Raw genomic sequence first — 26064 nt, 5'->3', positions numbered from 1 at the left:
CTAACGGCTCAGTTACCCATGCCCATGCCGCCGTCGACCGGGAGGACCGCACCGGTGATGTAGGCGGCCTGGTCGGAGGCGAGGAAGCTGATGGCGGCGGCCACGTCTTCGGGCTTGCCGGTGTGGCCGAGCGGGATGGCCTGCTTGGCCATCTCGATGTACTTGTCTTCCATCTCCGCGGTCATGTCGGTATCGATGAAACCCGGCGCGACGACGTTGGCGGTGATGTTGCGCGACCCCAGTTCTCGGGCGATCGACCGGGCGAGGCCGATGATGCCGGCCTTGGAGGCGGCGTAGTTGGCCTGTCCCGGCACGCCGGACATCGCGACGACCGAGCCGAGGAAGATCATCCGGCCCCACTTGGCGCGCTGCATGCCCTTGGTGGCGCGCTTGGCGCAGCGGAAGGCGCCGGTCAGGTTGGCGTCGACGACCTTCTCGAACGAGTCCTCCGACAGCCGCATGAGCAGCATGTTGTCGGTGATCCCCGCGTTCGCGACGAGCACCTCGACCGGTCCCTGATGTTCGGCGACCTCGTCGAAGGCCCGCTCGACCGACGCGTTGTCGGTCACGTCGCACTGCACTCCGAACAGTCCCTCGGGGGCGCCGGAGCCGCGGTGGGTGACGGCGACCTTGTGACCGTCGGCCGCCAGTCGCTGCGCGACGGCCAGACCGATGCCGCGGTTACCGCCGGTGACCAGGACGGAACGGGACACCTGGGCAGCGCTGCTCTGCGCTGCCGGGTTGCTTTCTGCCATGTGGGAAAACCCTATCGGTTGGGTGGAACGGACTCGTGCGCAGGTCCGGCGCGTCAGGGCAGCCGTCGGTTGATGGCCAGCGCCGCGAACGCCGAGATCAGCGCCAACAAGGTACCGGCGATCAGCCACGGACGGGAGTTGTCGCCCCGGCGTTTCTCGTAGCCGATCTGCTGCTGCAGCGTCTCGTAGACCTTGTTGAGTTCGTCGAGGCTGGCTGCGGTGAAGAACTGGCCGCCGGACAGGTTGGCGATCTTGCGCAGCGAATCGTCGTCGACGGGAACCGGCACCTGGTCACCCTCCAGATCGACGGTGCCGCTCATGGTGCCGAAGGAGATCGTGGAGACCGGGATCTTCTCCTCCTTGGCCTTGCGGGCCGCGGTGAACGCGCCGCGCGGATCGTCCGGGTCGTCGGGGACGGTCTCCTTGCCATCCGAGAGCAGGACGATGCGTGCCGGGGGCGCGACCTTGTCGCCGCCGAGAACCGCGTTGAGGGTCTGGATCTGCTGGATCGCCGCGAAGATGCCCTCGCCGGTCGCGGTCTTGTCGTCGAGCCGGAGCTTGTCGATCGCCTCTTTGGTGGCGTTGTGGTCGGGTGTCGGGGACACCAGCGTGGCCGCGGTGCCGGCGAAGGAGATGAGTCCGAGGTTGATGCCGTCGGTGAGTTCGTCGGCGAACTTCTTGCCCGCGGCCTGGGCGGCCTTGATGCGTGACGGTGCGACGTCGGTGGCGTTCATCGACCGCGACACGTCGATCACCAGGATCACCGTCGCCTTGTTGCGCGGCACCTTGCGGTCGGCCTGCGGGCCGGCGAGGGCCACGGTCAACAGCGCCAGCGAGACGAGCAGCAGTGCGATGGGCACGTGCCGCCAGCGGTTGCGTTCTTGCGGTGCGACCTGGTTCAGCAGGTCGAGATTGGCGAACCGCAGCGCACGTTTGCGCCGCATCCGCTGGACATACCAGTAGGCGACGCCGAGGCCGATGACGACCACGAACAGCAGGAGCCACCACGGGCTCGCGAGGATCGACACCCGCGGCTCACCCGACCCCGGCGGCCAGGCCGCGTCGTCGTTGGGCGACGAACTTCACCGTGTCGGTGATCCAGTCACGGTCGGTGGACAACGACAGCACCGGACCGCCGCAGCTACGAACGGTGCGATGCACCTTCTGCTGATGGGCCCGGGCCGCGGCGGCGAAGTCGCGGCGCACCGCGGGTGTCACCGTGATGTCGCGGACCTCGCCGGACTCGGCGTCGGCCAGGGTGATCTCGCCGATGTCGGGCAGGTCGAGGTCGCGCGGATCGAGGACCTCGACGGCCAGCAACTCGTGATGCGCGCCGATCGCCCGCAGCGACCGCTCCCAATCGATGGGTCCGAGGAAGTCGCTGATCACGACCGCGAGTCCACGTCGACGCTGTGGGCGACGCAGGGCCTCGATGCCGGCGTGCAGGTCGCCGCGAACACCGGTGGATGCACGGGTGGTGGTCGCGATGGCCTTGAGCAGGTTCTGCGCGTGGGCGCGACCCGCCCGCGCGGGCACCCGGACGAGCTGGTCACCGGTGACGATGACCGCACCGTGGCGGTTGCCGCCCCCGGAGGTCAGGTGCACGAGGGCGGCGGCCGCGGCCACCGCGAGGTCCCGCTTGGTGCAGTTGACCGTGCCGAAGTCCAGGCTCGCCGAGACGTCGACGACCAGCCACGTCTCGAGTTCGCGGTCGGCGATCATCTGCCGCACGTGCGGCTGGGTGGTGCGCGCGGTCACCGACCACTCCATCCGGCGGATGTCGTCGCCGGGCTGGTACGCCCGCGCCTCCCCCGGCTCGGATCCCGGTCCCGGGATGAGGCCGAGGTGCTCCCCCTGCAGGACGCCGTCGAGCTTGCGGCGCACCGAGAGTTCCAGTGTCTTGAGGGCAGCCGTCAGCTGCGGTTCCGATAGGAGTCCGGCGCCGAGCGACGGCAGGTCGCTATTGGCCGGCATACCGTGGCTGGTTCGCCTGGTTCACTGCACCCTGGTTCACCGCAACCCCATTCGTCTGCGGATACTGTTGCGGTGCTTGCTGATTCGGTACCTGCTGCGGCGCCTGCTGATTCGGACCCGGCTGCTGCTGGGCGGGTGCCGATCCGGCAGACGGGTATCCCGCGGGTGCCACCGGCTGCGCTCCGACCTGCGGCAGACCGACGGTCTGCAACACCCGGGTGATCACCTGATCGGCGTCGACCTCGTCGGCCAGCGCGTCGTAGGACAGCACCAGGCGATGCCGCAACACGTCCGGAATGATCTCGACGACGTCCTGCGGGATCACGTAGTCGCGCCCGCGTACCAGGGCGAGTGCGCGCGCAGCGGCGACGATGCCCAGGGTGGCGCGCGGTGACGCGCCGTAGGACAGCCAGGCCGCGACGTCGGTCATCCCGAGTTCGCCGGGCCTGCGGGTGGCGTTGATGACGCGCACGACGTAGTCGACGAGCGCGTGATGCACGAAGACGTTCGCGGCCAGTCGCTGCAGACGGATCATCGCGTCCGGATCCAGGACCTGCGACGCCGTCGGCGGCACGTTACCCATCCGGTAGACGATCTCGCGCTCCTCCTCCACCGTCGGGTAGTCGACGAGGACCTTGAACAGGAAGCGGTCGCGCTGCGCCTCGGGCAGCGGGTAGACGCCCTCGTTCTCGATCGGGTTCTGGGTCGCCATGACGAGGAACGGGTCGGGCATCGGGTAGGTGGTGCCGCCGATGGACACGTGCCGTTCGGCCATCACCTCGAGCAGCGCCGACTGAACCTTCGCCGGGGCGCGGTTGATCTCGTCGGCGAGCAGGAAGTTGGCCACGACGGGACCGAGCTCGGTGTCGAACTCCTCGCGGCCCTGCCGGTAGATACGGGTACCGATGAGGTCGGTGGGTACCAGGTCGGGCGTGAACTGGACACGGGAGAACGAACCACCGACGACGGTCGCGAAGGTTTCCACGGCGAGGGTCTTGGCGACGCCGGGCACGCCCTCGAGGAGGATGTGGCCGCGGGCGAGCAGTCCGACGAGAATGCGTTCGACGAGCTGGTCCTGCCCGACGATGACCCGTTTCACCTCATAGATCGCTCGCTCCAACAACTTGACGTCGGCCTCGGACAACGATGCTGCGCTGTCGGGTCGGGCCGCGTCTGGTCCGGCGGTGTCTGCGGGTGACTGCGAAGAGGTCAACCGGTGCTCCTGTTCATCGACATACTGCGTCGGGCAGCTGTGGGTCCGGGGCGTCGTGCGGGTGCGGCCGGACACGGCCAACCCACCATCACGGCCAGGGTAGTCGGATTGCCTGAAAAGTGACCAAGAAGGGCACCTCAGGGATCCGGTCCGGGCTCAGAGCAGCCGCACCACCATGGGCATTGCGCCCGCGGTGCGCAGCGGCGACACCTTGACCACATCGCCTGACTGCGGTGCCTCCACCATCTTGTTGTCGCCCAGGTAGAGCGCGACATGCTGGCTGGCGTTGGGTCCGTAGAAGATCATGTCGCCGCGCCTGATCTGGGAGAGCGGGAACTGCGGACCGGACGTGTACTGGTAGCCCGTGTAGTGCGGCAGGTCGATGCCGACGCCGGCGAACGCGTAGATCATCAGGCCGGAGCAGTCGAAGCCGACCTTGTTGTAGTCGCCGTAGCTGTCGGCGACGCCACCGTCGCGGATACCGCGGGTGGGGCCGTTGGCGTCACCGCCACCCCAGGCGTACGGGACGTTGAGCTGTGAGAGCGCCCGGTTGACGCTGATCTCGACGGCCTGCGGGCCGCGCAGGCCGGGACGCACCATGCCGCCGCCCGAGCTGCCGAACAGCGAGCCCAGACTTCCGGTGCTCAGCGTCGAACTGAGTGAGTCGGCACCGCTGCCGGTCATGTCGGAACCACCGACGCCGAGTTCGTCGAGCAATTGCGAATGCGGGAGCTGCTGCTGGCCGACGAGACCGGCGAGGATCTTCTGGCCCACGTCGAGCGCGAGCTTGGCGGCCGCCTCGGCGGCGACCGCGAGCGCCTGGTTGTCGCCGCCGGCCGACGGGATCGCGCCCTGCGTGAGCGGCGTGTCGGCCGCAGGCGGGAGCGCCGGGATGCCGGACTGGCCCGGGAACAGATTGGACAGCAGATCGTTCATCGACGGCGACTCGACCTGCCGCTTGGGGACGACGCCGCGCAGTTTGTCGAGCGAGGCCTGCACCTGGTCGCGCTGCTTGATCAGCGCCGACCGCTTCTGCTGCTCGGCGGCGACCGCCGACCGCGCGGCCACCATCGCCGAGATGGCGCCGTTTTTGCGGGTGGCGGCGCTCTGCGCGGCGAAGTCGGCCTGTCGACGCGTCGCCTCCACCGCCGCGACGCGGTTGGCCTGCTGGTTGCGGGCGACCTGCAACCGGTCGATGGTGTTGCGCTGTTGCTGTCCGACCCGGTCCACGACGGTCACCCGGTCGAGCACACCCTGCGGGTTGTCCGACGACACGTAATCCGACATCGACCCCTGCGCGCTGCCCTGCCGGTAGACGTTGCGGGCGAAGTTGTCGAAGGCCTGCTGCGCCGAGTTCACCGAGCGCGTCGCGGAGGTGAGCTCACGTTTGGCGCCGTTCGCGGCCACCGTGGCGAGGTGCTGGGCCGCGAGGGAGTTCTGGTAGTCGACGAGCGCGCGGTTGACCGTCTCCTGCTTGACCGCCACGGCACTGTCGAGATCGGCGATGTTCTGATTCACGCCCGCGATCTGATTGATGAGTGACGCGACGCCGGTCTTCTTCGCCGGAGCAGCAGTGGCCTGGCCGGCCCCCACACCGACGACGCCGATCATCACGAGGGCGCTCAATCGCGCCACACCCGTTAGCCGTCGCCTCACGAGAACTCCCTTGTCGATCACGGCACCATCCACCCCATGTGACGCTTGCGAGCACTCGGGATCACTGTCGCATCACACGTGACAACAGAACCGTACGTCACATCGAACACAGGCGAAAACAATCGTCACGAATTACATCAGCGTGATTACCTGCGGATATGCGCGTGAACTGGTCAGAAGACCCAATCGCGCGAGAGGTATCGAATTGGCAACGACGGACCGAAGTCCGCCGAGTTCGGGAGTGTCGTGCCGGGTCGCCGACTCAGGAGGGACGGTCGACCGAATTCGTCTCGTCGGTCGACGGCTCAGTGGCCGCGTCCGATGGGGCGGCCGAGGCGTTGTCCGCCGCAGCGTCGGAGGCGGTGGTATCGCGCCGCCGGACCTGCCGCAACCGGGCGATCACCGCTCCGATGACCACGATGACGATCAGCACCAGCGAGATCGCGGTCCAGTTCAGCGACGGCCCCGACATCTGATCCCAGAACTTCTGGGCGGCCGCGGGCGGATCGGTCAGGGTGAGGTTCTCGGTGGCCTGTTCCTGTTCCACACGGCTGAAATACGGCGACGCGCTGCCGACCGAATCGGGAGCGAGCACCATCACGGTGCCGCCGACCTCCGATTGCAGCTCCGTGGCGATGTCGCGGTAGTAGGTGAACTTGGGCTCACGCTTGTCGAGCACGACGATGCTCAGCTGATATCCATCGGCCTTGGCGTCGGCGACGACCTTCTGCAGCCCGGCCACGTCGGCGCCATCGGGGGCGGCCACACCGTCGTCCTGGATATCGGCGAGCAAGGCGTTCATGTCGACGTCCTCGGGGATCACCGACGGTGCCGGCATCGCCAGCGGCGGAAGTGCCAGCACGTGCTGTCCCGGCAACTGCAGCCCAGTCGTCATCGCGTCAATCCTCGCCTCGGTGATCAGTCAGGTTTCGCGAGCATTAAATTCGCACGGACCCCCGGGGCTCGCCAAACCTCCCGCTGCACCGTACGACAGAATGGGTAGGTCATCAGCGACCACGTCCCGATTTCACCGTCTCCGCGTGTCGACGGCGTGGCAGCTTGTTAACAGTACGCCCGTACTGTTAGGATTGACAGTGTCAACGCGGACCACACGACCCCCCTGGGCCGCGACGCGGACACCGCAGTGAGAGAGCCCCGCTGCATCAACGCCGACGCAGCCCGTCGGTTTGTGAGAAGAGCCGGCGCAGCCTGCCGGCATATGAGGAGAGTGGATTAGACGTGAGCCAGGATTCGTTCGGCGCCAAGGGCACCCTCGAGGTGGGCGACAACTCCTACGAGATCTACCGACTGAGTGCCGTCAAGGGCACCGAGAAACTCCCCTATGCGCTGAAGGTCCTCGCCGAGAACCTCCTCCGCACCGAGGATGGCGCCAACATCACCAAGGAGCACATCGAGGCGATCGCCAACTGGGACCCGAACGCTGACCCCAGCATCGAGATCCAGTTCACCCCCGCCCGGGTGATCATGCAGGACTTCACCGGCGTCCCCTGCATCGTCGACCTCACGACGATGCGCGACGCGGTCAAGGAACTCGGCGGCGACCCGGACAAGGTGAACCCGCTCGCTCCCGCCGAGATGGTGATCGACCACTCCGTGATCATCGAGGCCTTCGGTAACGCACAGGCCTTCGAGCGCAACGTCGAGATCGAGTACCAGCGCAACGAAGAGCGCTACAAGTTCCTCCGTTGGGGCCAGGGCGCGTTCGACGACTTCCGCGTCGTCCCGCCGGGCACCGGCATCGTGCACCAGGTCAACATCGAGCACCTCGCCCGCTCGATCATGGTCCGCAACGGCGTCGCCTACCCCGACACCTGCATCGGCACCGACTCGCACACCACCATGGAAAACGGCCTGGGCGTGCTGGGCTGGGGCGTCGGCGGTATCGAGGCCGAGGCCGCGATGCTGGGCCAGCCCGTCTCGATGCTCATCCCGCGCGTCGTCGGCTTCAAGCTGACCGGTGCCGCCAAGCCGGGCGTGACCGCCACCGACGTGGTTCTCACCATCACCGACATGCTGCGTAAGCACGGCGTGGTCGGCAAGTTCGTCGAGTTCTACGGCAACGGCGTCGCCGAGGTGCCGCTGGCCAACCGCGCCACCATCGGCAACATGAGCCCCGAGTTCGGCTCGACCTGCGCGATGTTCCCGATCGACGACGAGACGGTCAACTACCTCAAGCTCACCGGCCGCTCCCAGGAAACCCTCGACCTCGTCGAGGCGTACGCCAAGGAGCAGGGTATGTGGCTGGAGAAGGACGCCGACGAGGCCCAGTACTCCGAGTACATGGAACTCGACCTGTCCAGCGTCGTCCCGTCCATCGCCGGCCCGAAGCGTCCGCAGGACCGCATCGAGCTCTGGGACGCCAAGAACGCCTTCCGCAAGGACATCCACAACTATGTGGAAGAGGGCAACACCCCGGCCCACAACGGTGTCGACGAGGCCAACGCCGAGAGCTTCCCGGCCTCCGACGCACCTTCGGTGAGCCCGGATGCGGCCAAGCTGTCGTTCTCCGACGACGAAGAGCCGGCCCACAACGCCGCCAAGGGCGCCGAGGGTCGTCCCTCCAAGCCGGTCAAGGTCACCTCGTCCGAGCGTGGCGACATGATCCTCGACCACGGCATCGTCACCATCGCGTCGATCACCAGCTGCACCAACACTTCCAACCCGTCGGTCATGCTCGGCGCCGGCCTGCTGGCGAAGAAGGCCGTCGAGAAGGGCCTGACCTCCAAGCCGTGGGTCAAGACCTCTATGGCACCGGGTTCGCAGGTCGTCACCGGTTACTACGACAAGTCCGGCCTGTGGCCGTACCTGGAGAAGCTGGGCTTCTTCCTCGTCGGCTACGGCTGCACCACCTGCATCGGCAACTCGGGCCCGCTGCCCGAGGAGATCAGCAAGGCGATCAACGACCACGACCTCACCGCCACCGCGGTGCTGTCGGGTAACCGCAACTTCGAGGGTCGCATCAACCCCGACGTGAAGATGAACTACCTCGCGTCGCCGCCGCTGGTCATCGCCTATGCCCTGGCCGGCACCATGGACTTCGATTTCGAGTCCGATCCCCTCGGCCAGGATTCCGACGGCAACGACGTGTTCCTCTCCGACATCTGGCCGTCCAACGAGGAGATCCAGGAGACCATCGCGTCGTCGATCTCGCCCGAGCAGTACGCCGCCGACTACGCCGATGTCTTCAAGGGCGACGAGCGCTGGCAGAACCTGCCCACCCCGGACGGCAAGACCTTCGAGTGGGACGACGAGTCCACCTACGTGCGTAAGCCTCCGTACTTCGACGGGATGCAGCTCGATCCGGAGCCCGTCGCCGACATCAAGGGTGCGCATGTGCTCGCCAAGCTGGGCGATTCGGTGACCACCGACCACATCTCCCCCGCGTCGACCATCAAGCCCGGCACCCCCGCCGCGCAGTACCTCGACGAGCACGGTGTGGCCCGCAAGGATTACAACTCGCTGGGTGCCCGCCGCGGCAACCACGAGGTGATGATCCGCTCGACCTTCGGCAACATCCGCCTGGCCAACCAGCTGGTGGACGTGACCGGCGGCTACACCCGGGACTTCACGCAGGACGACGCACCGCAGTCGTTCATCTACGACGCCGCGCAGAATTATGCGGCGCAGGACATTCCGCTGGTGGTGCTCGGTGGCAAGGAGTACGGCACCGGATCGTCGCGTGACTGGGCTGCCAAGGGCACCCGCCTGCTGGGTGTGAAGGCCGTCATCACCGAGAGCTTCGAGCGCATCCACCGCTCCAACCTGATCGGTATGGGCGTCATCCCGCTGCAGTTCCCCGAGGGCGAGTCGCACAAGTCGCTGGGCCTCGACGGCACCGAGACCTTCGACATCACCGGTATCGAGGAGCTCAACTCGGGCAAGACCCCGAAGACCGTGCACGTCACCGCCACCAAGGCGGACGGCTCGAAGGTCGAGTTCGACGCCGTGGTCCGCATCGACACGCCCGGTGAGGCCGATTACTACCGCAACGGAGGCATCCTGCAGTACGTGCTGCGGAACATGATCAAGGGCTGAGCGGAGTCTCCCGAACAAGGAGCATCCAGTGCCCAAGGTCAGCGATGACCGGCTTGCCGCGCGTCGTCGAGAGATTCTCGACGGCGCGCGGCACTGCTTCGCCGAGTACGGCTACGACGGAGCCACGGTCAAACGCATCGAAGAATCGACGGGACTCTCCCGCGGCGCCATCTTCCATCACTTCCGCGACAAGGAAGCGCTCTTTCTCGCCCTCGCGCAGGAGGACGCCGAGCGGATGGCCGATGTCGCCGCCGAAGAGGGTCTCGTCCAGGTCATGCGCGACATGCTCGCGCGCCCACAGGATTTCGACTGGCTCGGAACCCGCCTCGAGATCGCCCGCAAGCTGCGAACCGATTCGTCGTTCCGGGACGCGTGGTCGGCGCACTCCGGAGACGTCGAACAGGCGTTGATACGTCGGCTCGAACGCGGCCGCGCGACCGGACGCCTGCGCGACGACGTACCCGTCAACATTCTGGTGAAGTATCTGGATCTGATGCTCGACGGGCTGATCACCCGCTTGGCATCCGGACAACCCACCGACGATCTGCACGCCGTTCTCGACCTGGTCGAGGAGTCGGTGCGGACGCAGCGCGCGGACTGACACCGACACATCACGTGGCGCCTATGGACGCCTTCACGGTTACCAATGACCGCCGATCTATCGCTCGATATAGGATCGGCGGTGTTGGTTTCCGATCGTGAGGAGTGTCACTTGTTCCCAGGAGTGTTTGCCCAGTCCACGCCCGACAAGGCCGCCGTCATCAGGGTGTCGACCGGCGAGCAGTTGACCTATCGGCAACTCGACGAGAACTCGACACGACTGGCGAACCATCTGGAGTCCCTCGGCCTACGGCCGGGCGACACGATCGCGATGATCTCGCGCAACGACCTGCACATGTTCGAGGTGTACTGGGCCGCGCTGCGCAGCGGGCTGTACATCACCGCGATCAATCATCACCTCACCGCGGACGAAACGAACTACATCCTGACCGACTGCAATGCGTCAGTACTGTTCGCCGACGCCGGCGTGGCAGACGCGGTGTCGGAATCCGGTGACATCGCCGCGCTGAACCGCCCCGGGCGTCGCCTGGTGTGGGGTGGCGAGCTGGCCGGGTTCGAGTCCTACGAGGCGGTGCTCGCGAACGCATCCGACGCACCGCGGACCGACCAGCCACGGGGCACCGACATGCTCTACTCCTCGGGCACCACCGGCCGCCCCAAGGGCATCAAGACGCCGATGCCGGTCGGTCAGGTCAACGAGGTCCCCGACACCTACACCGCGATCTTCGCGCCGATGTACGGCTTCGACACCGACTCGGTCTACCTGTCCCCCGCACCGCTGTATCACGCTGCGCCACTGCGCTATTGCGGCGTCACCAACTCCGTCGGCGGCACCGTGGTCTTCCTCGACCGGTTCGACCCGGAAGCCGCACTCGGGGCCATCGACAAGTTCCACGTCACCCACAGCCAGTGGGTGCCGACGATGTTCATCCGCATGCTCAAGCTGCCCGACGAAGTGCGCGCCAAGTACGACGTGTCGAGCCTGAAGATCGCCGTGCACGCGGCGGCACCGTGCCCGGTCGAGGTCAAGCGCAAGATGATCGAGTGGTGGGGACCAGTCATCTACGAGTACTACGCGTCCACCGAGGCGGCCGGCGCCACCTTCATCGGTCCGCAGGAGGCACTTGAGCGTCCCGGCTCGGTCGGCAAGGCACTGATGGGGATCGTCCACATCTGCGACGAGGACGGCGACGACGTTGCCACCGGCGAGACCGGACTGGTGTACTTCGAACGCGAAGAGCCGTCGTTCCAGTACCACAACGACCCGGAGAAGACCCGCAAGGCTCAGCATCCCGAGCACCAGAACTGGTCCACCACAGGCGATGTCGGCTACCTCGACGCCGACGGCTACCTGTACCTGACCGACCGCAAGGCGTTCATGATCATCTCCGGTGGCGTCAACATCTACCCGCAGGAAGCCGAGAACGTGCTGATCGGCCATCCTGCGGTCTACGACGTCGCAGTCATCGGTGTGCCCGATGAGGACCTCGGCGAGGTCACCAAGGCGTGTGTGCAGCTTGACCCGGCGTTCACGCCGTCGCCGGAACTCGCCGCCGAGCTCATCGAGTTCACCAAGGACTCGATCGCTGCGTACAAGGCGCCACGCAGCGTCGACTTCGTCGACGACCTCCCCCGCACCCCCACCGGCAAGCTTGTGAAAGGCGAACTGCGCAAACGATATTGGCCCGCAACCACGGCGTGACGGGATACGCTGCGAAGGCTACCGACACGTCAGGAGGCCATCGTGTACCCCGGTACCTTCGCAGCGTCCACCCCGGACAAACCCGCCGTCATCCGTGCGTCGACGGGTGAACACCTCACCTATCGGCAACTCGAGGACAACTCGCTGCGCCTGGCCAACTACCTCGACTCGCTCGGCCTGCATCGCGGTGACGGCATCGCGGTGGTCACGCAGAACGATCTGCACCTGTTCGAGGTCTACTGGGCCGCCCTGCGCAGCGGGCTCTACATCACGGCCATCAATCATCACCTGACCGCCGCCGAGACGAATTACATCCTCGGTGACTGCAACGCCCAGGTGTTGTTCGCCGGTGCATCGGTGGCCGAGGCGGTCGCCGACTCCGGGGAGCTCCCGGCGCTGAACCGACTGGGACGTCGCATCGTCTGGGGCGGCGAGATCGACGGCTTCGAGTCGTTCGACGAAGTGCTGGCGAGCGTGTCTGACACTCCGCGTGCCGACGAGCCGCGCGGTACCGACATGCTCTATTCGTCGGGGACCACCGGACGCCCCAAGGGGATTCGCGCACCACTGCCGGACGGTCAGGTCGACGAGGTCAAGGACGGCTACACCCAGATATTCGAGCCGATGTACGGATTCGGTTCCGACACCGTCTACCTGTCGCCCGCACCGCTCTATCACGCAGCGCCGCTCCGGTTCTGCGGCATGACGACCTCGCTGGGCGGGACCGTGGTGTTCCTTGATCATTTCGAACCGGAGACCGCGCTCGCCGCGATTGAGAAATACCACGCCACTCACAGTCAGTGGGTGCCCACGATGTTCATCCGGATGCTCAAACTGCCGGCGGACGTGCGCAGTAGGTACGACGTGTCCAGCATCAAGATCGCCGTGCACGCGGCCGCGCCCTGTCCGGCCGAGGTCAAGTACAAGATGATCGAGTGGTGGGGGCCGGTCATCTTCGAGTACTACGCGGCCACCGAGGCCGCCGGCGCCACGTTCATCGGGCCGGCCGAGGCCCTCGAGCATCCCGGCTCGGTGGGCAAGGCGCTGATGGGCGTCGCGCACGTCTGCGGCGAGGACGGCAGCGATCTGCCGGCCGGTGAGGTCGGGGTCATCTACTTCGAACGCGACGAGATGCCGTTCGCCTACCACAACGATCCGGAAAAGACCCGCAGCGCGCAGCATCCCGCGCATCCGAACTGGGCCACCACCGGCGACATGGGCTATCTCGACGACGACGGCTTCCTCTTCCTCACCGATCGCAAGGCGTTCATGATCATCTCCGGCGGCGTCAACATCTACCCGCAGGAGGCCGAGAACATTCTCATCGGACATCCCGCCGTGTATGACGTCGGCGTCATCGGCGTGCCCGACGAGGACCTCGGCGAGGTCGTCAAGGCGTGCGTGCAGCTCGACCCCGCCTTCGCCCCGTCGCCCGAACTCGCCGACGAACTGATCGCGTTCACCACCGACCGGATCGCCGCCTACAAGGCGCCGCGCTCGGTCGACTTCGTCTCCGACCTCCCCCGCACCCCCACCGGCAAGCTGGTGAAAGGTGAGTTGCGCAAGCAGTATTGGCCGTGAGGCGGGAGACCATCACGCCGACTACAGTCGAACCCATGGCAGCTGAGAAACCGCGAGACCTGGCCGCCGCCGTCTACCGTGCGGACGGGCGTGACGTAGTGGCAGTCCTCAACGAGCGACTGTGGGACGACGTGCTTCAGCTCACCGGAGACGGACTGCTCCTTGCGGTGGCCCAATCCGTCGACGGGGCAATAGAACTCGCCCGCGACTGTGCAGCGAAGTTGCGCGAGCGCGAATGGTATGGCGACGAGGAACTCGCGGACCTACTCGAGGCCGCCGTCGGCGACGGGCCCACCCCGGCATTGCGGTCGGCCCCGATCGACCTCGAGGATCTCGCCGGGATCCTCGAGGGTGATCCGATGCGGGGCGGCGGACGAATCGATCTGCAGACCGGGCAGGTTTATCCCGACGAGTTTTTCGATGACGCCGATCTCGACGACTTGGGTCTTGACGAGGACGCCCTCGAGGAGCCGGATCGGTGGCTGAACGTCGACTGTGCGGGTTCACGTCAAGGCTTCCGCGACATGACACTATTCATCGAATCACTCGCCGACGAGGCGCTCGCCGAGAAGCTACGGATCGCGATCAACGGTCGTGGTGCTTTCCGCCGCTTCCGCGATGTCCTCTGGGACACCCCGGAATCCATGCAGTGGCAGGTATTCTCCGACGAACGGAAGCGTGGTCGTGCGCGGGAGTGGCTGGCCGGCGCCGGTTATCGGCCGTCGATTAAGAACCTCAAGACTTAGGTTTTGCTTACCTAACCATTAGGCTACAGTCAGCGGGTGACATCAGACATACCGCACCCGCCGGGCGAGTTCTCCCGGCGCACGCTGCTGCGCGGGACCCTCGCCGCGGGAACACTGGCCACCGTCGCAGCCGGCACCGCATCCCCCGCGACCGCCGCCCCGATGCCGGACGGCGCCAGCGCCATCGTGATCGGCACCGGCTTCGGTGGCGCGGTCGCCGCGCTGCGACTCGGCCAGGCAGGCATCCGCACCACCGTTTTCGAGCGTGGCCGTCGATGGCCGATTCGACCCGACGGCAACACCTTTGCGACGTTCGACCGCCCGGATCACCGCGCCGCTTGGTTCCGCGACACCGCGGGCATCTCGAATTCGCTACAGACCCCGGTCAAGCGGTACCCCGGAGTGCTCGATGCCATCAAGGGCAACGGGATCGAGTCCGTCTACGGCGCGGGCGTCGGCGGCAGGTCCCTGGTCTTCGGTGCGTTCTCCGCGCAGCCGGACCGCGAGGACTTCACCATGGTGTTCCCTGCGGCGGCAAACTACGACGAACTCGCCCGCACCTACTACCCGCGGGCTCGGCGGATGCTGAACGCCACGCCCCTCCCGCCGGACATCCTCGCGCACCCGAACTACGTGGGCGCGCGGTCCTGGCTGACCACCGTCAAGCGCTACGGAACGACCCCACGCTTCATTGACTACGCCGTCGACTGGGACATCGTGCGCCGCGAACTGGCGGGCAAGGCACGTCCGGGTGTCTCCATCGGCGACCTGTCCTATGGCGTGAACAGCGGTGCCAAGAACTCCGTCGACCACAATTACCTGCCGGCCGCCGAGTCGACCGGCAATGTCACGATCAAGCCGATGCACGAGGTCTTCGAGATCCGTCCGCGTCCCCGGCGACGTGGCTTCATCGTGCGAGCCCGGGTCATCGACGACAACCATCGCACGGTGCGGGTGGTGACCGCCGAGGCCGATTACCTGTTCCTCGCGGCCGGCTCGTACCACACGACATCGCTGCTGGTGCAGGCCCGGGCGAAGGGACTGATGCCGAAACTGTCGCCGAAGATCGGCGACGGGTTCGGTGGCAACGGCGACTTCCTCGTCACCCGCACCGCCCTGCGCGACCCCTACGGTCCGATCCAGGGTGGCCCCGGCTACGGCCGTATCCGCGACGACCGGCTGCCGGGCGGTCCGGCGGCGATCGTCTACCAGGCCAGCCCGTTCCCGTCGCCGCTCGGCGCGGTGGCGACGACTCACCTGATCCAGGTCCACACGCCCGAGCGCGGGACCATCGACTATGACCACGCCACCCGTGGCACGACATTGAACTATCCGTTCCCGGAGGCCCACAGCGTTCTCGACCGTCGCGGCGCCGCATTCGCCCGCCACTTCCACGAGCGCACCGAAACCCGACATGGACACCCGCTCAACGGGACCCTCATCTACGACCGGCTTTCCGGCTTCGGGTCGGGCGCCACGTTCCACGGGCTCGGCGGTGTCGTCATGGGGCAGGCGGCCACGGTCGACGGCGCGATCAACGGTTACGACAACCTGTACGTGGTCGACGGGTCGTTCGCGCCGGGTGCTGTCGGGCTGGTCAATCCGTCGCTGACGATCACCGCGCTCGCCGAGCGCACGATGGACCGATTCCTCGGTCGACGGTGAGCACGCGCACGGTCGCCGACCATCTCGTCGGACGGCTCTACGACGCCGGTATCGACACCGTGTTCGGGGTGCACGGCGCGAACATCGAGGACGTGTTCGACGCCGTCGCGCGCCATCCCGACTGCACGCCGGTGATCGCCAAACACGAGTTCGGCGCCGGCGCCATGGCCGACGGCCTGGCCCGGGTCCGCGACGGCTATGCCGCAGTGCTCACGACGTCCGGGGCCGGTGCCCTCAATGTGATTCCGGCGCTGGCCGAATCGTATGACAGCCGGGTGCCGGTGCTCGCGGTCATCGGGTCGGCACCGCGAGCGGCGATCGGGGCGGGCGGCTTCCAGGACATGCTGTCGCCGCCGGACACCATCGACATCGCGGCCGTGCTGGGCGGAGTGGTCGGCAGTTGTGTGGTGATCCGGTCGGTGGCACAGGTGGCCGCGGCCGTCGACCAAGCGCTGGCCACACTGGATCGCGGATTCCCCGCGGCGCTGGTGATCCCCAAAGATGTTCAGTCAGCTGCCATGTCGGATTGTGCGAGTACGCCTAGCGACACCCGGCTCTCGCGAGATCCGCGCGCCCTGGCCGATGTCGCGGCCACGCTGGCCGAGGTCGTCGCCGCCGGCGGATCGGTGTGCGTGTGGGCCGGCGCCGAGACCTCCCGTCATCGTCTTCGAGAGCCGTTGTCCGCATTGGTCGATGCGCTCGGTGCGACGATGGTGGTGTCGCCGGAGGCGCGGGATGTGGCGATCGATGAGTGCGCGGGCGTGACCGGCGTGATGGGTCATCCGTCGGCGCATCGGGCACTGGCCGACGCCGACATGGTCCTGGCCATCGGCACCCGCATGTCGTCGACCGAACGGGCGGGTCTCGACGAGATCCTCGGCACCCGCACGGTGTTGCACATCGGCGGCCATCCGCCACGCGCGCCCGGGTTGGCCAAGCACCTCTGTGTGCCCGACATCGGTTGGGCGGTCGCCGAACTCACGGATCAGGTGCGGAGCCTCGGGCAGCGCACTCGCGTTCGGCAGACTCGGCAGATGGAGTACTTGCCGACCCCGCCCACGGTTGGGCTGGGCATGCGCACTTCGATCGAGATCGTCGGTGCAGCCCTGCCCGACCACGCCGTGATGTTCGCCGATGCCGGCAACACGGGCGCCGCGGCCATCCACCATCTGCCCTGGAGTCCAGCACGTTTCGTCGTCGCCCTCGGGATGGGTGGAATGGGCTACGCGATCGCCGCTGGTATCGGCACCGCGATCGGCACGCCCGCGCCAGAGATCACACGGGTGGTGATCGTCTGCGGTGACGGCTCATTCTTCATGCACGGGATGGAACTGCACACCGCCGTCGAATACGGCGCGCCGGTCACGCTCATTGTGCTCAACAACGATGCGCACGGCATGTGTGTCACGCGCGAGCGCCAGTACTTCCCGGAGACCCCGGCGCTCAACCGCTTCCGGCACACCGACATCGCCGGCGGCATTGCCGCGATGTTCGGCGGTCTGACTGTCCGGCATGCCCCCGACGCCGCTACGCTCCGTGGCGCGTGCGCCGAGTTTATGACGGCGTCGGGCCCCAACTGCATCGTCGTCGACGTCGATCCCGACGAGATTCCCCCGTTCGCCCCGTTCGTGCCGGAAGGTGCCCATGACCATTGATTCGAATCCGTTGTCGGACTTGATATCCGCCGGGATGCCCGACGGCGTCATCCGCGTGGAGACCCATCCGCGGACCGCCAACACCGCGCTCGTCGTCGACAAGGTGCGGTCGGTGTATCCGCATCAGCAGATCTACGGCGAGTTCTGTCCGGTACAGGGCTATGTCGATGCGCCGCCGGACGAACTGTACGAGTGGCTGGCCGACAGCCGCTCCCTCGAGGAATGGACCTACAGCACACGGGGTTTGGTGGCCACCGAGGAGCCGGGATTGTGGGTGGGATACGACCGCCTCAACACCGACACCGAGATCTATGTACGGACGGTGGCCAATCCGGCGGCGATGACCGTCGACTATCACTGTGCGTGGGATCAGGGTCGGCATCTGTGGATGATCTATCTGATGCGGGTCGTCGACGCGCAGCTGGTGCTGAACAAACCCGGGTCGGTGGTCTTGTGGAACAACTGCCGGCATCCGTTCTACGACGAGAACCCCTACCCGGAGGCCGCGCCGCCGGAGCGTGCGGAGTGGGTAGGCGATCTGTGGGACATGTTCTGGGCGGGCCACCAGATCGAACTCGAGAACCTGACCGCGATCGCCGAACATCGCCACGGCCACGGACTTCCGCTGACGCCCGAATGGATGCGCGCATGAGCACCCCGACTCTCGCCCTCGCCGATCTGGCCACCTACCGCCCCGCCAACCGGGTGCCCGCCGACTATTTCGCGCAGTACGCCGAGACCGACGAGCTCGCCGATAGTTTCATGTTCCGGGCGCCGACATTTCGGCACCACGCCACCGACGGTGAGACCTCCGCGGACATGATCCTGGCGGCCGCGCGTACGCTCACCGACCGGCACGGCACCGACTACCTCGACGACGTGGACATCGTGCTCACCCACAGTCAGCTGCCCGAGGTACCGGTCCGCGGCTGCGGCGGTGAGGTCGCCCATCGGCTCGGATTGCGCCCCGAGGTGGTGCTCGACGTCCACAACGGCGGGTGTGCCGCCTTTGTGCACATGATCGAGTTGGCGGGAGCGCTGCTGACCGCCCGCGGGGGACGGACCGCGCTGATCGGGTTGGCGCAGAACAGCGCCGGCCAGGTGTTCACTCAGGAGCAGGTGCGCGGCAAGGCGCAGGCCGCGATCCCGGGTGACGGTGCCGCCGTCGCGACGCTACGGATCGGCGACGGCCGAAACCCTGTCCTCGACACCGTGTGTCGGTCCTACGGACAGTATTCGGCGGACATGACCTCGGTGGCGCAGCCGGACCGCAAGTACTGGGAGGCCGGGCCCGGGCAGATCCACATCGGGTTCACCGAGTCGAAGATCGCGAAGGTCCTCGCCCGTGGCAACCGGATGGTGCCGGAGGTGGCGATCGAGGTGGCCGATCGGATCGGTGTGCGGCCGGCCGAGCTGGACTGGTTCATCACCAACCAGCCCAATCGGATCTTCCTGCGCAACTGGCGGGAAGCGCTCGAATTGCCCGAGGATCGTCATCCCGACACCTTCGACGAGTGCGGGAACCTGTTCGCGGTCGGCATCCCGATGACGCTCGACGCGGCCGTCGACGACGGTCGCGTGCAGCCCGGCGATGTGGTGATGATGTCGGCGTTCGCGCATGCCGGTGACTTCGCCGCGGCCGGCGCCCTCCGCTGGACCGGACGGTCGTGAGCGCCTGACGTGAGTTCCGACCGCAACGAATCCGACCACCCACCGCTGCCGACGGTGGCGGCCGCGATCGCGTCGAGCGCCGCCACCGCCAATCGGTATCCGGAGTTCCATCCGGACGGTCTGCGCCGGCACCTCGCCCGCCATCTCGGTGTCACCGATGGCGCCGTGACGGTGGGTGCGGGCGCCACCGGTGTGGCTCTCGCGATCCTGCAGGATCTGGTCTTGCAAGCCCGACGCACAGGGTGTGGCGAACCGCGGATCGCCACACCCGTCCCGACATTCGACGGATTCGCGATCATCGCCCGGATGCTCGGCATTGGGGTGGATGCCACACCCCTCGATCCGGCAGGCGCCCCCGATCTCGATGCCCTCGCTGCCGCGGTCGGTCCACAGACCGTCGCGGTCATCGTCTGTTCCCCGCACAATCCGACCGGCGCGGTGGTCGGCGACGACTCACTCCGCCGCTTCTTCGCCTCGATCCCGCCGACGGTCACGGTGATCCTCGATCAGGCCTACGTGGAGTACTGCGTGACCTCGCCGGACACCGCCGATCTCCTCGCACGGTATTCGAATCTGATTGTGCTGCGGACATTCTCGAAGGCCTACGGGCTGGCGGCGCTCCGGGTCGGATACGCCTTCGGGCGACCGGACGTCATCGCCGGGCCACGCGCCCAGGAACTCCCCTTCGCGGTCGGCGCCACCGCCCAGGTCGCCGCACCCATTGCCCTTGCGGCGCAACAGGAACTCCGCGCACGGGTCCTCGCAACACGGGCCGAACGGGAGCGATTGACCTGCGAGCTGCGCGAACTCGGCTGTCGCGTCCTGCCCAGCGAGGCCAACTTCGTCTACCTACCCGGACCCACCGGGCTCGCCGTCGGACGGGCACTTCGCGACGCGGGGGTGGTCGGCAAGGAGATCGACGACCATGGATTCCGGTTGACGGTCACCGACCGCGCCACCACCGTTCGCATCGCGGCCGCGGTGAGCGACGAGTTGGTTCAGGCGAGTTCGATAAAGTCTTGATCAGCACCACTTTTGTGCAGATGCACAAAAGTCTCCTTCGTGTTCGATCGATATGACGATGACTGCGGCATGTCACCCAGCGAATATGACAAGCACAGTCCATATCCGAACAAGGAGATCAACGATGACGCTGGAGGCAAGCGGCTCAATCGCCGACGGGACCACCGCGCGATGGCGGGACAAGAAGCGATATCTGTGGTTGATGGGCCTGGTGGTGCCGTCCTTCACCTTCCTGGGTGTCGGCGCCTACCTGCTCACGGGGTGGGGCGTGTTCCTCTGGATCGGCGCCATCATCGTCTTCATCGTCGTGCCGATCGTCGATCTCCTCACCGGCACCGACCAGTCGAATCCCCCCGATGAGGTCATCGAGGCACTGGAGAACGACAAGTACTACCGCTACGTGACGTTCGCCTTCCTGCCCCTGCAGTACGCCGGATTCATCGTCGGCATGTACCTGATCGCCACCGGCGGATGGCCCGTCGTCGACAAGATCGGTCTCGCGGTCACCTTGGGCATGGTCGGGGGTGTCGCCATCAACACCGCGCATGAACTCGGCCACAAGAAGCCCGACCACGAGCGGTGGCTGTCCAAGATCGCACTGGCACAGACCTTTTACGGTCACTTCTACATCGAGCACAATCGCGGACATCACGTGCGCGTCGCGACCCCCGAGGATCCGGCGTCGTCGCGGATGGGTGAATCGTTCTACCGGTTCTGGCCGCGCACCGTCGTCGGGTCGTTGCGGTCGGCGTGGGGTGTGGAACGTAAGCGGTACGCGCGCAAGGAGACCCATCCCTTTCGTCTCGGCAACGATGTGCTGAACGCCTGGCTGATGAGCCTGGTGTTGTGGGCCGGTCTGACCATCTGGCTCGGTGCCGGCATCCTGCCGTACCTGGTGCTACAGGCCGTGATCGGGTTCTCCCTGCTCGAGATCATCAACTACCTCGAGCATTACGGAATGCTTCGTCAGCAGGTCGGGTCGGCCGACCGCCCCCGCTTCGAGCGGGTGTTGCCCGCGCATTCCTGGAACGCCAACAACATCGCCACCAATATCCTGCTGTATCACTTGCAGCGTCACAGCGACCACCACGCCAACCCCACACGCCGCTATCAGACGTTGCGCGACTACCAGGAGTCCCCGGTCCTGCCCACCGGCTACGCGGGCATGCTGATGCTCGCCCTGATACCGCCGATGTGGTTCCGCGTGATGGACAAGCGGGTGGTTGCCCACGTCGACGGCGACATCCGCCTGGCCAACCTACAGCCCGGCAAACGCGAGCGACTGCTGCGCAAGTTCCCGCCTCCCACACCGGAATCGGACGACACATTCGGTGACGATGTGACGCGCCAGAGCCAGTCCGACGACGTACTCGCCGCCCGTTGCCCGGGCTGCGGTTACACCTATCAGGTGGCGGCAGGCGACGAGGCAGAAGGTTTCGCGGCGGGCACCGCGTGGAGCGACATCCCCGATGACTGGTGCTGCCCCGATTGCGGTGTGCGCGAGAAGGTCGACTTCGTCGCGATCGAGGAGGCGGCGCTGTGAGCAGAATCCAGGCCGACAAGCACGTCTGCGAAGGAATCGGCATGTGCGAGGCGCAGGCCGACGCATACTTCCAGATCGGCGACGACGGACTCGTCGATGTAGTGCAGGACGACGTCGGAGAATCTGACCGCGCCCATGTCCAGGCCGCGGTGGACTCCTGCCCGGTCTCGGCGCTGCGGATGCAGAGCTGATGGCGGCGCAAGGGGGTTCGGCGCGAGCCCTGGTGATCGTCGGGACCGGCCTCGCCGCGGTGCGCGCCGCCGAAGGCGCCCGATCCGCCGGCTGGACCGGGCGCATCGAGCTGATCGGCGAAGAACACCACCAACCCTACGATCGACCACCGCTGTCGAAGGACTTCCTCGCCACCGACGCCGAGGCAGCATTCCCGGCGTTGCGGTCCGACGAGGCGTGGGCGGCGGTCGACGCGACGGTCCGGACCGGGACCGCCGCCATCGGACTCGACACCGGCCGTCATGTGCTGTCGACCACCGACGGTGAGGTGCGCTACGACGCCCTGGTGATTGCGACCGGCAGCCGACCCCGGGAGATTCCGGAGATGCGCAGACAGCCCGGCGTGCACAAGCTGCACCGCTACGATGACGCCGTCGCGATCCGCGCGGCGCTGCCACGGGCACGCCGGCTGCTGGTCATCGGCGCCGGCTTCATCGGCTCCGAAATCGCCTCGGCGGCACGACAACACGGCGTCGAGGTGACCATCGTCGACGCCGCCCCACAGCCATTGGCGCGGGCCATCGGACCACTTGCCGCGAGCCGTCTCACCGATCTGCACCGCGCCGCGGGAGTCCGGCTGGTGCTCGGGTCGGGGGTCACCCTCGCCGACGACGCGTCGACAGCACCGGCCGACGGCGTCACGGTGCGCCTCGACCGCGGCGAACTCCTGACGGCGGACATGGTGATCGTCGGGATCGGCGTCACCCCGGCCACCGCATGGCTGCGCGACAGCGGGCTCCTCCTCGACGCCGCCTCGGGTGGAGTCGTGTGCGATGACCGTATGCAGACCGCTGCCGCCGACGTCTGGGCGGCCGGGGATGTCGCCGTCGTCGGCGACGGCCGTCCCGGCGGACATTGGACCGCCGCCGCTGAACAGGGTTTCGTCGCCGGCGCCAACGCCGTCGGTGATGACGGCACCGTGGTCGGGGTCCCGTTCGCCTGGTCGACGTGGCACGGACACCGCATCCAGACCGTCGGCGACACCCGTCGGGGTGCGGAGATCGATCGCGGCGGCGGACTGGTCGAGTATCAGGATGGCGAGGTGGTGGTCGGTGCGGTCGGCATCGATCGGCCGGGCGACATCGCCCGACTGCGGCGCGCGTTGCTCGCGATCAAGAAGGGGCGGCCGGTCGGCAGCCACCAAGGTCAGGCCCCGAACGCGTCGTGGTAGTCGAGTGCGAGCAGGATGTCGCCGGCACGTTCGGGCAGTGGCCGGCCGATCATCCGCTCGATCTGCGCGACTCGGTATCGAACGGTGTTGCGGTGCACCCCGAGGGTGTCGGCGACACCGTCGGCGCCGCCGGTGGCGGTGAGGACAGCGCGCGCGGTCTCGCGGAGTTTTTCGTGTTCCGGCTCCCCCAGCTCCCGCAGGCGGGATCGAACGAACCGCTGCGCGGCAGACGGATCCGCCGCCAGCAACGTCACCGCGGTCACGTCGTCGTAGGCGGTCATAGCCCGATGTCGTCTCGGCGCCAACGCAATTCGAGCTGCCGTGCGCGCATCACGATGTGCGGCGACGAACCCGGCGATGCCCTCACCGCTGACACCGGCGGTGATCCGGACCGCGGCCGGGTCGACTCGATCGACGGCGATGGCCGTCAGGTCGACGGCATCGCGGTCGCGGACCGCGATCCACGCCCACAGTTCTCGGCCACCGGGCCGCACCACGACCGACGGCGCGCGCAGCGAGCGCGTGATCGCGGCGACGGCGGCGTCGAGCGCCTCGATGGACTCGGGCGACATCGCGTGGGCGATGACCGCGACGTGGTCGACCGACGTGATCGGGTGGCCGTCGAGCGCGGCGGAGAGTTCGGAGATCGCCACATCGGTCCCGTCGAGGAGCTTCGCCACCGCCTCGTACCGGCGAGCGTCACCGCGCCGGCGCACCCGATCGGCTTCCTCCGTGTACACCGCCACCGACTGATCGATCGACGACGCGAACCAGGCGTTCGCCTTGGTCCACAAGGTGATGATGGCGGCCTCGTGGTCGACGTCGGGTGGCGCCTGACCGACGACGTCCACGGCGAACTGCCACGACGCCGTCTGGGCGGTCTGATACACGTGCAGCAGGACCGGGAGTGGGATATGCAGCCGTGCACATTCGCCGGCGAGTTCGTGAGCCGAATCGACGAGGACGAAGTCGCTGTCGGGGGTCGCGACCCGATCGAGGAACGCCCGCCAATGGTCGCCGATCGCGGCGCGGACCCGGGGGTGCAGATCGGCGGGGATCCCGGTCACCGCACCGAGGATCTCGGCCATGGTGCGCTCCACCCACAGCGACACCTGTGCCGGTTCCCGCTGCGCCGCAACGAAGCCCACGAGCCAGGTCACCGTCGCGGCGGAATCGGTCGTGGGCATCGACCCACGCTAGCAGGGACCCACGCGCGGGTCACGCGAGCTCGATGAGCTCCTGATATTCGTCAGACCAGTGGTCCTCGGTGCCGTCGGGCAGCAGGATGACCCGTTGCGGTTCGAGGGCGGCGGCGGCCCCCGGGTCGTGGGTCACCAGGATCACTGCGCCCTGGTAGCTGCGCAGCGCGTCGAGCACCTGTTCGCGCGAGATCGGGTCGAGGTTGTTGGTCGGCTCGTCGAGCAGCAGCACGTTGGCTGCCGACGACACCAGCCCGGCCAGGGTCAGGCGGGTCTTCTCACCACCGGACAGCGTGCCCGCCGGCTGGTCGAGCTGCGGGCCGGTGAACATGAACGCACCCAGCAGGCCACGCAGGTCCTGCTCCCCCGCGTCCGGCGCGGCGTGGCGGATGTTCTCCCACACCGTGGCCATGTCGTCGAGGGTGTCGTGCTCCTGGGCAAAGTAGCCGACCTTGAGGCCGTACCCCGGTTCCATCCCTCCGGTGTCGGGTTCTTCGACGCCGGCCAGCAGCTTGAGCAGCGTTGTCTTACCAGCACCGTTGAGGCCGAGGACGACGACGCGGCTGCCCTTGTCGATGGCCAGGTCGACGCCGGTGAAGATCTCCAGCGACCCATATGACTTGCTCAGCCCACTCGCCATCAGCGGCGTCTTGCCGCACGCCGCCGGATCGGGGAACTTGATGCGTGCGGTCTTGTCGGCCACCCGCTCTTCGTCGAGGGAATCGAGCATGCGGTCGGCGCGCTTGAGCATCTGCTGGGCGGCGGTTGCCTTGGTGGCCTTGGCGCCGAGTTTGGCGGCCTGGGCCCGCAGCGCACCGGCCTTCTTCTCGGCGTTGGCCCGCTCGCGGCGACGACGCTGCTCGTCGGTGGCGCGCGCGTCCTGGTACCGCTTCCAGCCCATGTTGTAGATGTCGGCCTCACCGCGCACGGCGTCGAGGAACCACACCTTGTTCACGACGTCGGCGAGCAGGTCCACGTCGTGGCTGATCACGATCAGCCCGCCCTCATGGTTCTGCAGGAAGCTGCGCAGCCAGGTGATGGAGTCGGCGTCGAGGTGGTTGGTCGGCTCGTCGAGCAACAGGGTGGTGTCGGACTTGCCGGAGCCGTCCGAGGCGGCAAAGAGGATGCGCGCCAATTCGATTCGACGACGCTGACCGCCGGACAGGGTGTGCAGCTGTTGGCCGAGAACCCGGTCGGGCAGGCCGAGGCTGTGACAGATGCGGGCGGCCTCGGATTCGGCGACGTACCCGCCGAGCGCCGAGAATCGCTCCTCGAGTTGCCCGTATTTGCGGACGGCCTTGTCGCGGACCTTGTCGTCGGCGGCCTCGGCCATCAGCGCCTGCTGCTTCTCCATCTGCCGCAGGATGCTGTCGAGCCCGCGCGCGGAGAGCACCCGGTCCTTGCCCAGGACGTCGAGGTCCCCCTCCTTGGGGTCCTGCGGCAGGTAGCCGATCTCCCCGGAGCGCACGACGGTGCCCGCATACGGTTCGGTTTCGCCGGAGAGGATGCGCAGTGTGGTGGTCTTGCCGGCGCCGTTGCGCCCGACCAGTCCGATCCGGTCGCCCGCCTGAATACGCAGGGCGGCGCCGGGCGCCGACAGCAGGGTCCGAGCGCCCGCTCGAACTTCCAGGTCGGTCGCGGTGATCACGGCAAATCAGTCTA

General features: G+C 67.2%; 21 protein-coding genes. 13 read left to right on the top strand and 8 right to left on the bottom strand.

Annotated elements, in window-relative coordinates; all coding sequences use genetic code 11:
- Window positions 1–8 precede the first annotated feature (8 nt).
- The 6 genes from fabG1 to AAFP30_RS12790 form a co-directional block, all read right to left on the bottom strand.
- A complete protein-coding gene (gene fabG1, locus AAFP30_RS12815; protein WP_419230302.1) occupies window positions 9–755 on the bottom strand; it encodes a 3-oxoacyl-ACP reductase FabG1 in 747 nt (248 codons plus the stop codon).
- 53 nt (window positions 756–808) lie between these two features.
- Entirely contained in the window at window positions 809–1777 is a 969-nt protein-coding gene (locus tag AAFP30_RS12810) for a VWA domain-containing protein (protein ID WP_419230721.1), read from the bottom strand.
- 13 nt (window positions 1778–1790) lie between these two features.
- Window positions 1791–2729, bottom strand: a complete 939-nt coding sequence (locus AAFP30_RS12805) for a DUF58 domain-containing protein (protein WP_419230301.1) — start codon at window positions 2727–2729, stop codon at window positions 1791–1793.
- Window positions 2716–3942 carry an AAA family ATPase gene (locus AAFP30_RS12800; RefSeq protein ID WP_419230300.1) on the bottom strand — a complete coding sequence of 409 codons (1227 nt, stop codon included), beginning with the start codon at window positions 3940–3942 and terminating at the stop codon, window positions 2716–2718. Before AAFP30_RS12800 ends, AAFP30_RS12805 begins: the two co-directional genes overlap by 14 nt.
- Window positions 3943–4098: 156 nt before the next feature.
- Complete coding sequence (locus AAFP30_RS12795; RefSeq protein ID WP_419230299.1) at window positions 4099–5598, bottom strand: NlpC/P60 family protein; 1500 nt, start codon at window positions 5596–5598, stop codon at window positions 4099–4101.
- Between the two features lie 262 nt (window positions 5599–5860).
- Complete coding sequence (locus AAFP30_RS12790) at window positions 5861–6493, bottom strand: DUF6676 family protein (RefSeq protein ID WP_419230298.1); 633 nt, start codon at window positions 6491–6493, stop codon at window positions 5861–5863.
- Between the two features lie 344 nt (window positions 6494–6837).
- Between AAFP30_RS12790 and AAFP30_RS12785 the strand changes: the two genes are divergently transcribed.
- The 13 genes from AAFP30_RS12785 (at window position 6838) to AAFP30_RS12725 (ending at window position 23203) form a co-directional block, all read left to right on the top strand.
- On the top strand, window positions 6838–9654 hold the full coding sequence (locus tag AAFP30_RS12785) for an aconitate hydratase (RefSeq protein WP_419230297.1): 2817 nt from the start codon (window positions 6838–6840) through the stop codon (window positions 9652–9654).
- Window positions 9655–9682: 28 nt separating this feature from the next.
- On the top strand, window positions 9683–10255 hold the full coding sequence (locus tag AAFP30_RS12780) for a TetR/AcrR family transcriptional regulator (protein ID WP_419230296.1): 573 nt from the start codon (window positions 9683–9685) through the stop codon (window positions 10253–10255).
- 111 nt (window positions 10256–10366) lie between these two features.
- Window positions 10367–11917, top strand: a complete 1551-nt coding sequence (locus tag AAFP30_RS12775; RefSeq protein ID WP_419230295.1) for an acyl-CoA synthetase — start codon at window positions 10367–10369, stop codon at window positions 11915–11917.
- Window positions 11918–11959: 42 nt separating this feature from the next.
- On the top strand, window positions 11960–13498 hold the full coding sequence (locus tag AAFP30_RS12770; RefSeq protein ID WP_419230294.1) for an acyl-CoA synthetase: 1539 nt from the start codon (window positions 11960–11962) through the stop codon (window positions 13496–13498).
- Between the two features lie 35 nt (window positions 13499–13533).
- A complete protein-coding gene (locus AAFP30_RS12765; RefSeq protein WP_419230293.1) occupies window positions 13534–14244 on the top strand; it encodes a UPF0158 family protein in 711 nt (236 codons plus the stop codon).
- Between the two features lie 84 nt (window positions 14245–14328).
- Complete coding sequence (locus AAFP30_RS12760; protein WP_419230720.1) at window positions 14329–15909, top strand: GMC oxidoreductase; 1581 nt, start codon at window positions 14329–14331, stop codon at window positions 15907–15909.
- Window positions 15906–17564 (top strand): thiamine pyrophosphate-binding protein, encoded by a 1659-nt coding sequence (locus AAFP30_RS12755; RefSeq protein WP_419230292.1) that lies wholly within the window; start codon window positions 15906–15908, stop codon window positions 17562–17564. The genes AAFP30_RS12760 and AAFP30_RS12755 overlap by 4 nt, the downstream gene beginning before the upstream one ends.
- Window positions 17554–18216 carry an SRPBCC family protein gene (locus AAFP30_RS12750; RefSeq protein WP_419230291.1) on the top strand — a complete coding sequence of 221 codons (663 nt, stop codon included), beginning with the start codon at window positions 17554–17556 and terminating at the stop codon, window positions 18214–18216. Before AAFP30_RS12755 ends, AAFP30_RS12750 begins: the two co-directional genes overlap by 11 nt.
- The gene (locus AAFP30_RS12745; protein WP_419230290.1) at window positions 18213–19235 is read left to right on the top strand and encodes a 3-oxoacyl-ACP synthase III family protein; all 1023 of its coding nucleotides are present in this window, start codon (window positions 18213–18215) and stop codon (window positions 19233–19235) included. The genes AAFP30_RS12750 and AAFP30_RS12745 overlap by 4 nt, the downstream gene beginning before the upstream one ends.
- Window positions 19236–19244: 9 nt before the next feature.
- Complete coding sequence (locus AAFP30_RS12740) at window positions 19245–20258, top strand: pyridoxal phosphate-dependent aminotransferase (protein ID WP_419230289.1); 1014 nt, start codon at window positions 19245–19247, stop codon at window positions 20256–20258.
- A gap of 124 nt (window positions 20259–20382) precedes the next feature.
- Window positions 20383–21801 carry a fatty acid desaturase gene (locus AAFP30_RS12735; RefSeq protein ID WP_419230288.1) on the top strand — a complete coding sequence of 473 codons (1419 nt, stop codon included), beginning with the start codon at window positions 20383–20385 and terminating at the stop codon, window positions 21799–21801.
- Entirely contained in the window at window positions 21798–21992 is a 195-nt protein-coding gene (locus AAFP30_RS12730) for a ferredoxin (RefSeq protein WP_419230287.1), read from the top strand. The genes AAFP30_RS12735 and AAFP30_RS12730 overlap by 4 nt, the downstream gene beginning before the upstream one ends.
- Window positions 21992–23203, top strand: coding sequence for an NAD(P)/FAD-dependent oxidoreductase (locus tag AAFP30_RS12725; RefSeq protein ID WP_419230286.1), 1212 nt, complete (start codon window positions 21992–21994; stop codon window positions 23201–23203). Before AAFP30_RS12730 ends, AAFP30_RS12725 begins: the two co-directional genes overlap by 1 nt.
- Here AAFP30_RS12725 and AAFP30_RS12720 read toward each other — a convergent pair.
- The gene (locus AAFP30_RS12720) at window positions 23179–24390 is read right to left on the bottom strand and encodes a PucR family transcriptional regulator (RefSeq protein ID WP_419230285.1); all 1212 of its coding nucleotides are present in this window, start codon (window positions 24388–24390) and stop codon (window positions 23179–23181) included. The genes AAFP30_RS12725 and AAFP30_RS12720 overlap by 25 nt on opposite strands.
- Before the next feature lie 31 nt (window positions 24391–24421).
- Window positions 24422–26050 (bottom strand): ABC-F family ATP-binding cassette domain-containing protein, encoded by a 1629-nt coding sequence (locus AAFP30_RS12715; RefSeq protein ID WP_419230284.1) that lies wholly within the window; start codon window positions 26048–26050, stop codon window positions 24422–24424.
- Window positions 26051–26064: the final 14 nt, after the last annotated feature.

It is taken from the genome of Gordonia sp. CPCC 205515 (assembly GCF_048537925.1).
Lineage (GTDB): Bacteria > Actinomycetota > Actinomycetes > Mycobacteriales > Mycobacteriaceae > Gordonia.
This window is presented reverse-complemented; position numbering and strand designations above follow the sequence as displayed.

Coding starts and splice junctions, on each gene's coding strand:
- AAFP30_RS12790 (WP_419230298.1), bottom strand. CDS start 6,493: ATGACGACTGGGCTGCAGTTGCCGGGACAGCACGTGCTGGCACTTCCG.
- AAFP30_RS12725 (WP_419230286.1), top strand. CDS start 21,992: ATGGCGGCGCAAGGGGGTTCGGCGCGAGCCCTGGTGATCGTCGGGACC.
- AAFP30_RS12805 (WP_419230301.1), bottom strand. CDS start 2,729: ATGCCGGCCAATAGCGACCTGCCGTCGCTCGGCGCCGGACTCCTATCG.
- AAFP30_RS12735 (WP_419230288.1), top strand. CDS start 20,383: ATGACGCTGGAGGCAAGCGGCTCAATCGCCGACGGGACCACCGCGCGA.
- AAFP30_RS12720 (WP_419230285.1), bottom strand. CDS start 24,390: ATGCCCACGACCGATTCCGCCGCGACGGTGACCTGGCTCGTGGGCTTC.
- AAFP30_RS12765 (WP_419230293.1), top strand. CDS start 13,534: ATGGCAGCTGAGAAACCGCGAGACCTGGCCGCCGCCGTCTACCGTGCG.
- fabG1 (WP_419230302.1), bottom strand. CDS start 755: ATGGCAGAAAGCAACCCGGCAGCGCAGAGCAGCGCTGCCCAGGTGTCC.
- AAFP30_RS12745 (WP_419230290.1), top strand. CDS start 18,213: ATGAGCACCCCGACTCTCGCCCTCGCCGATCTGGCCACCTACCGCCCC.
- AAFP30_RS12750 (WP_419230291.1), top strand. CDS start 17,554: ATGACCATTGATTCGAATCCGTTGTCGGACTTGATATCCGCCGGGATG.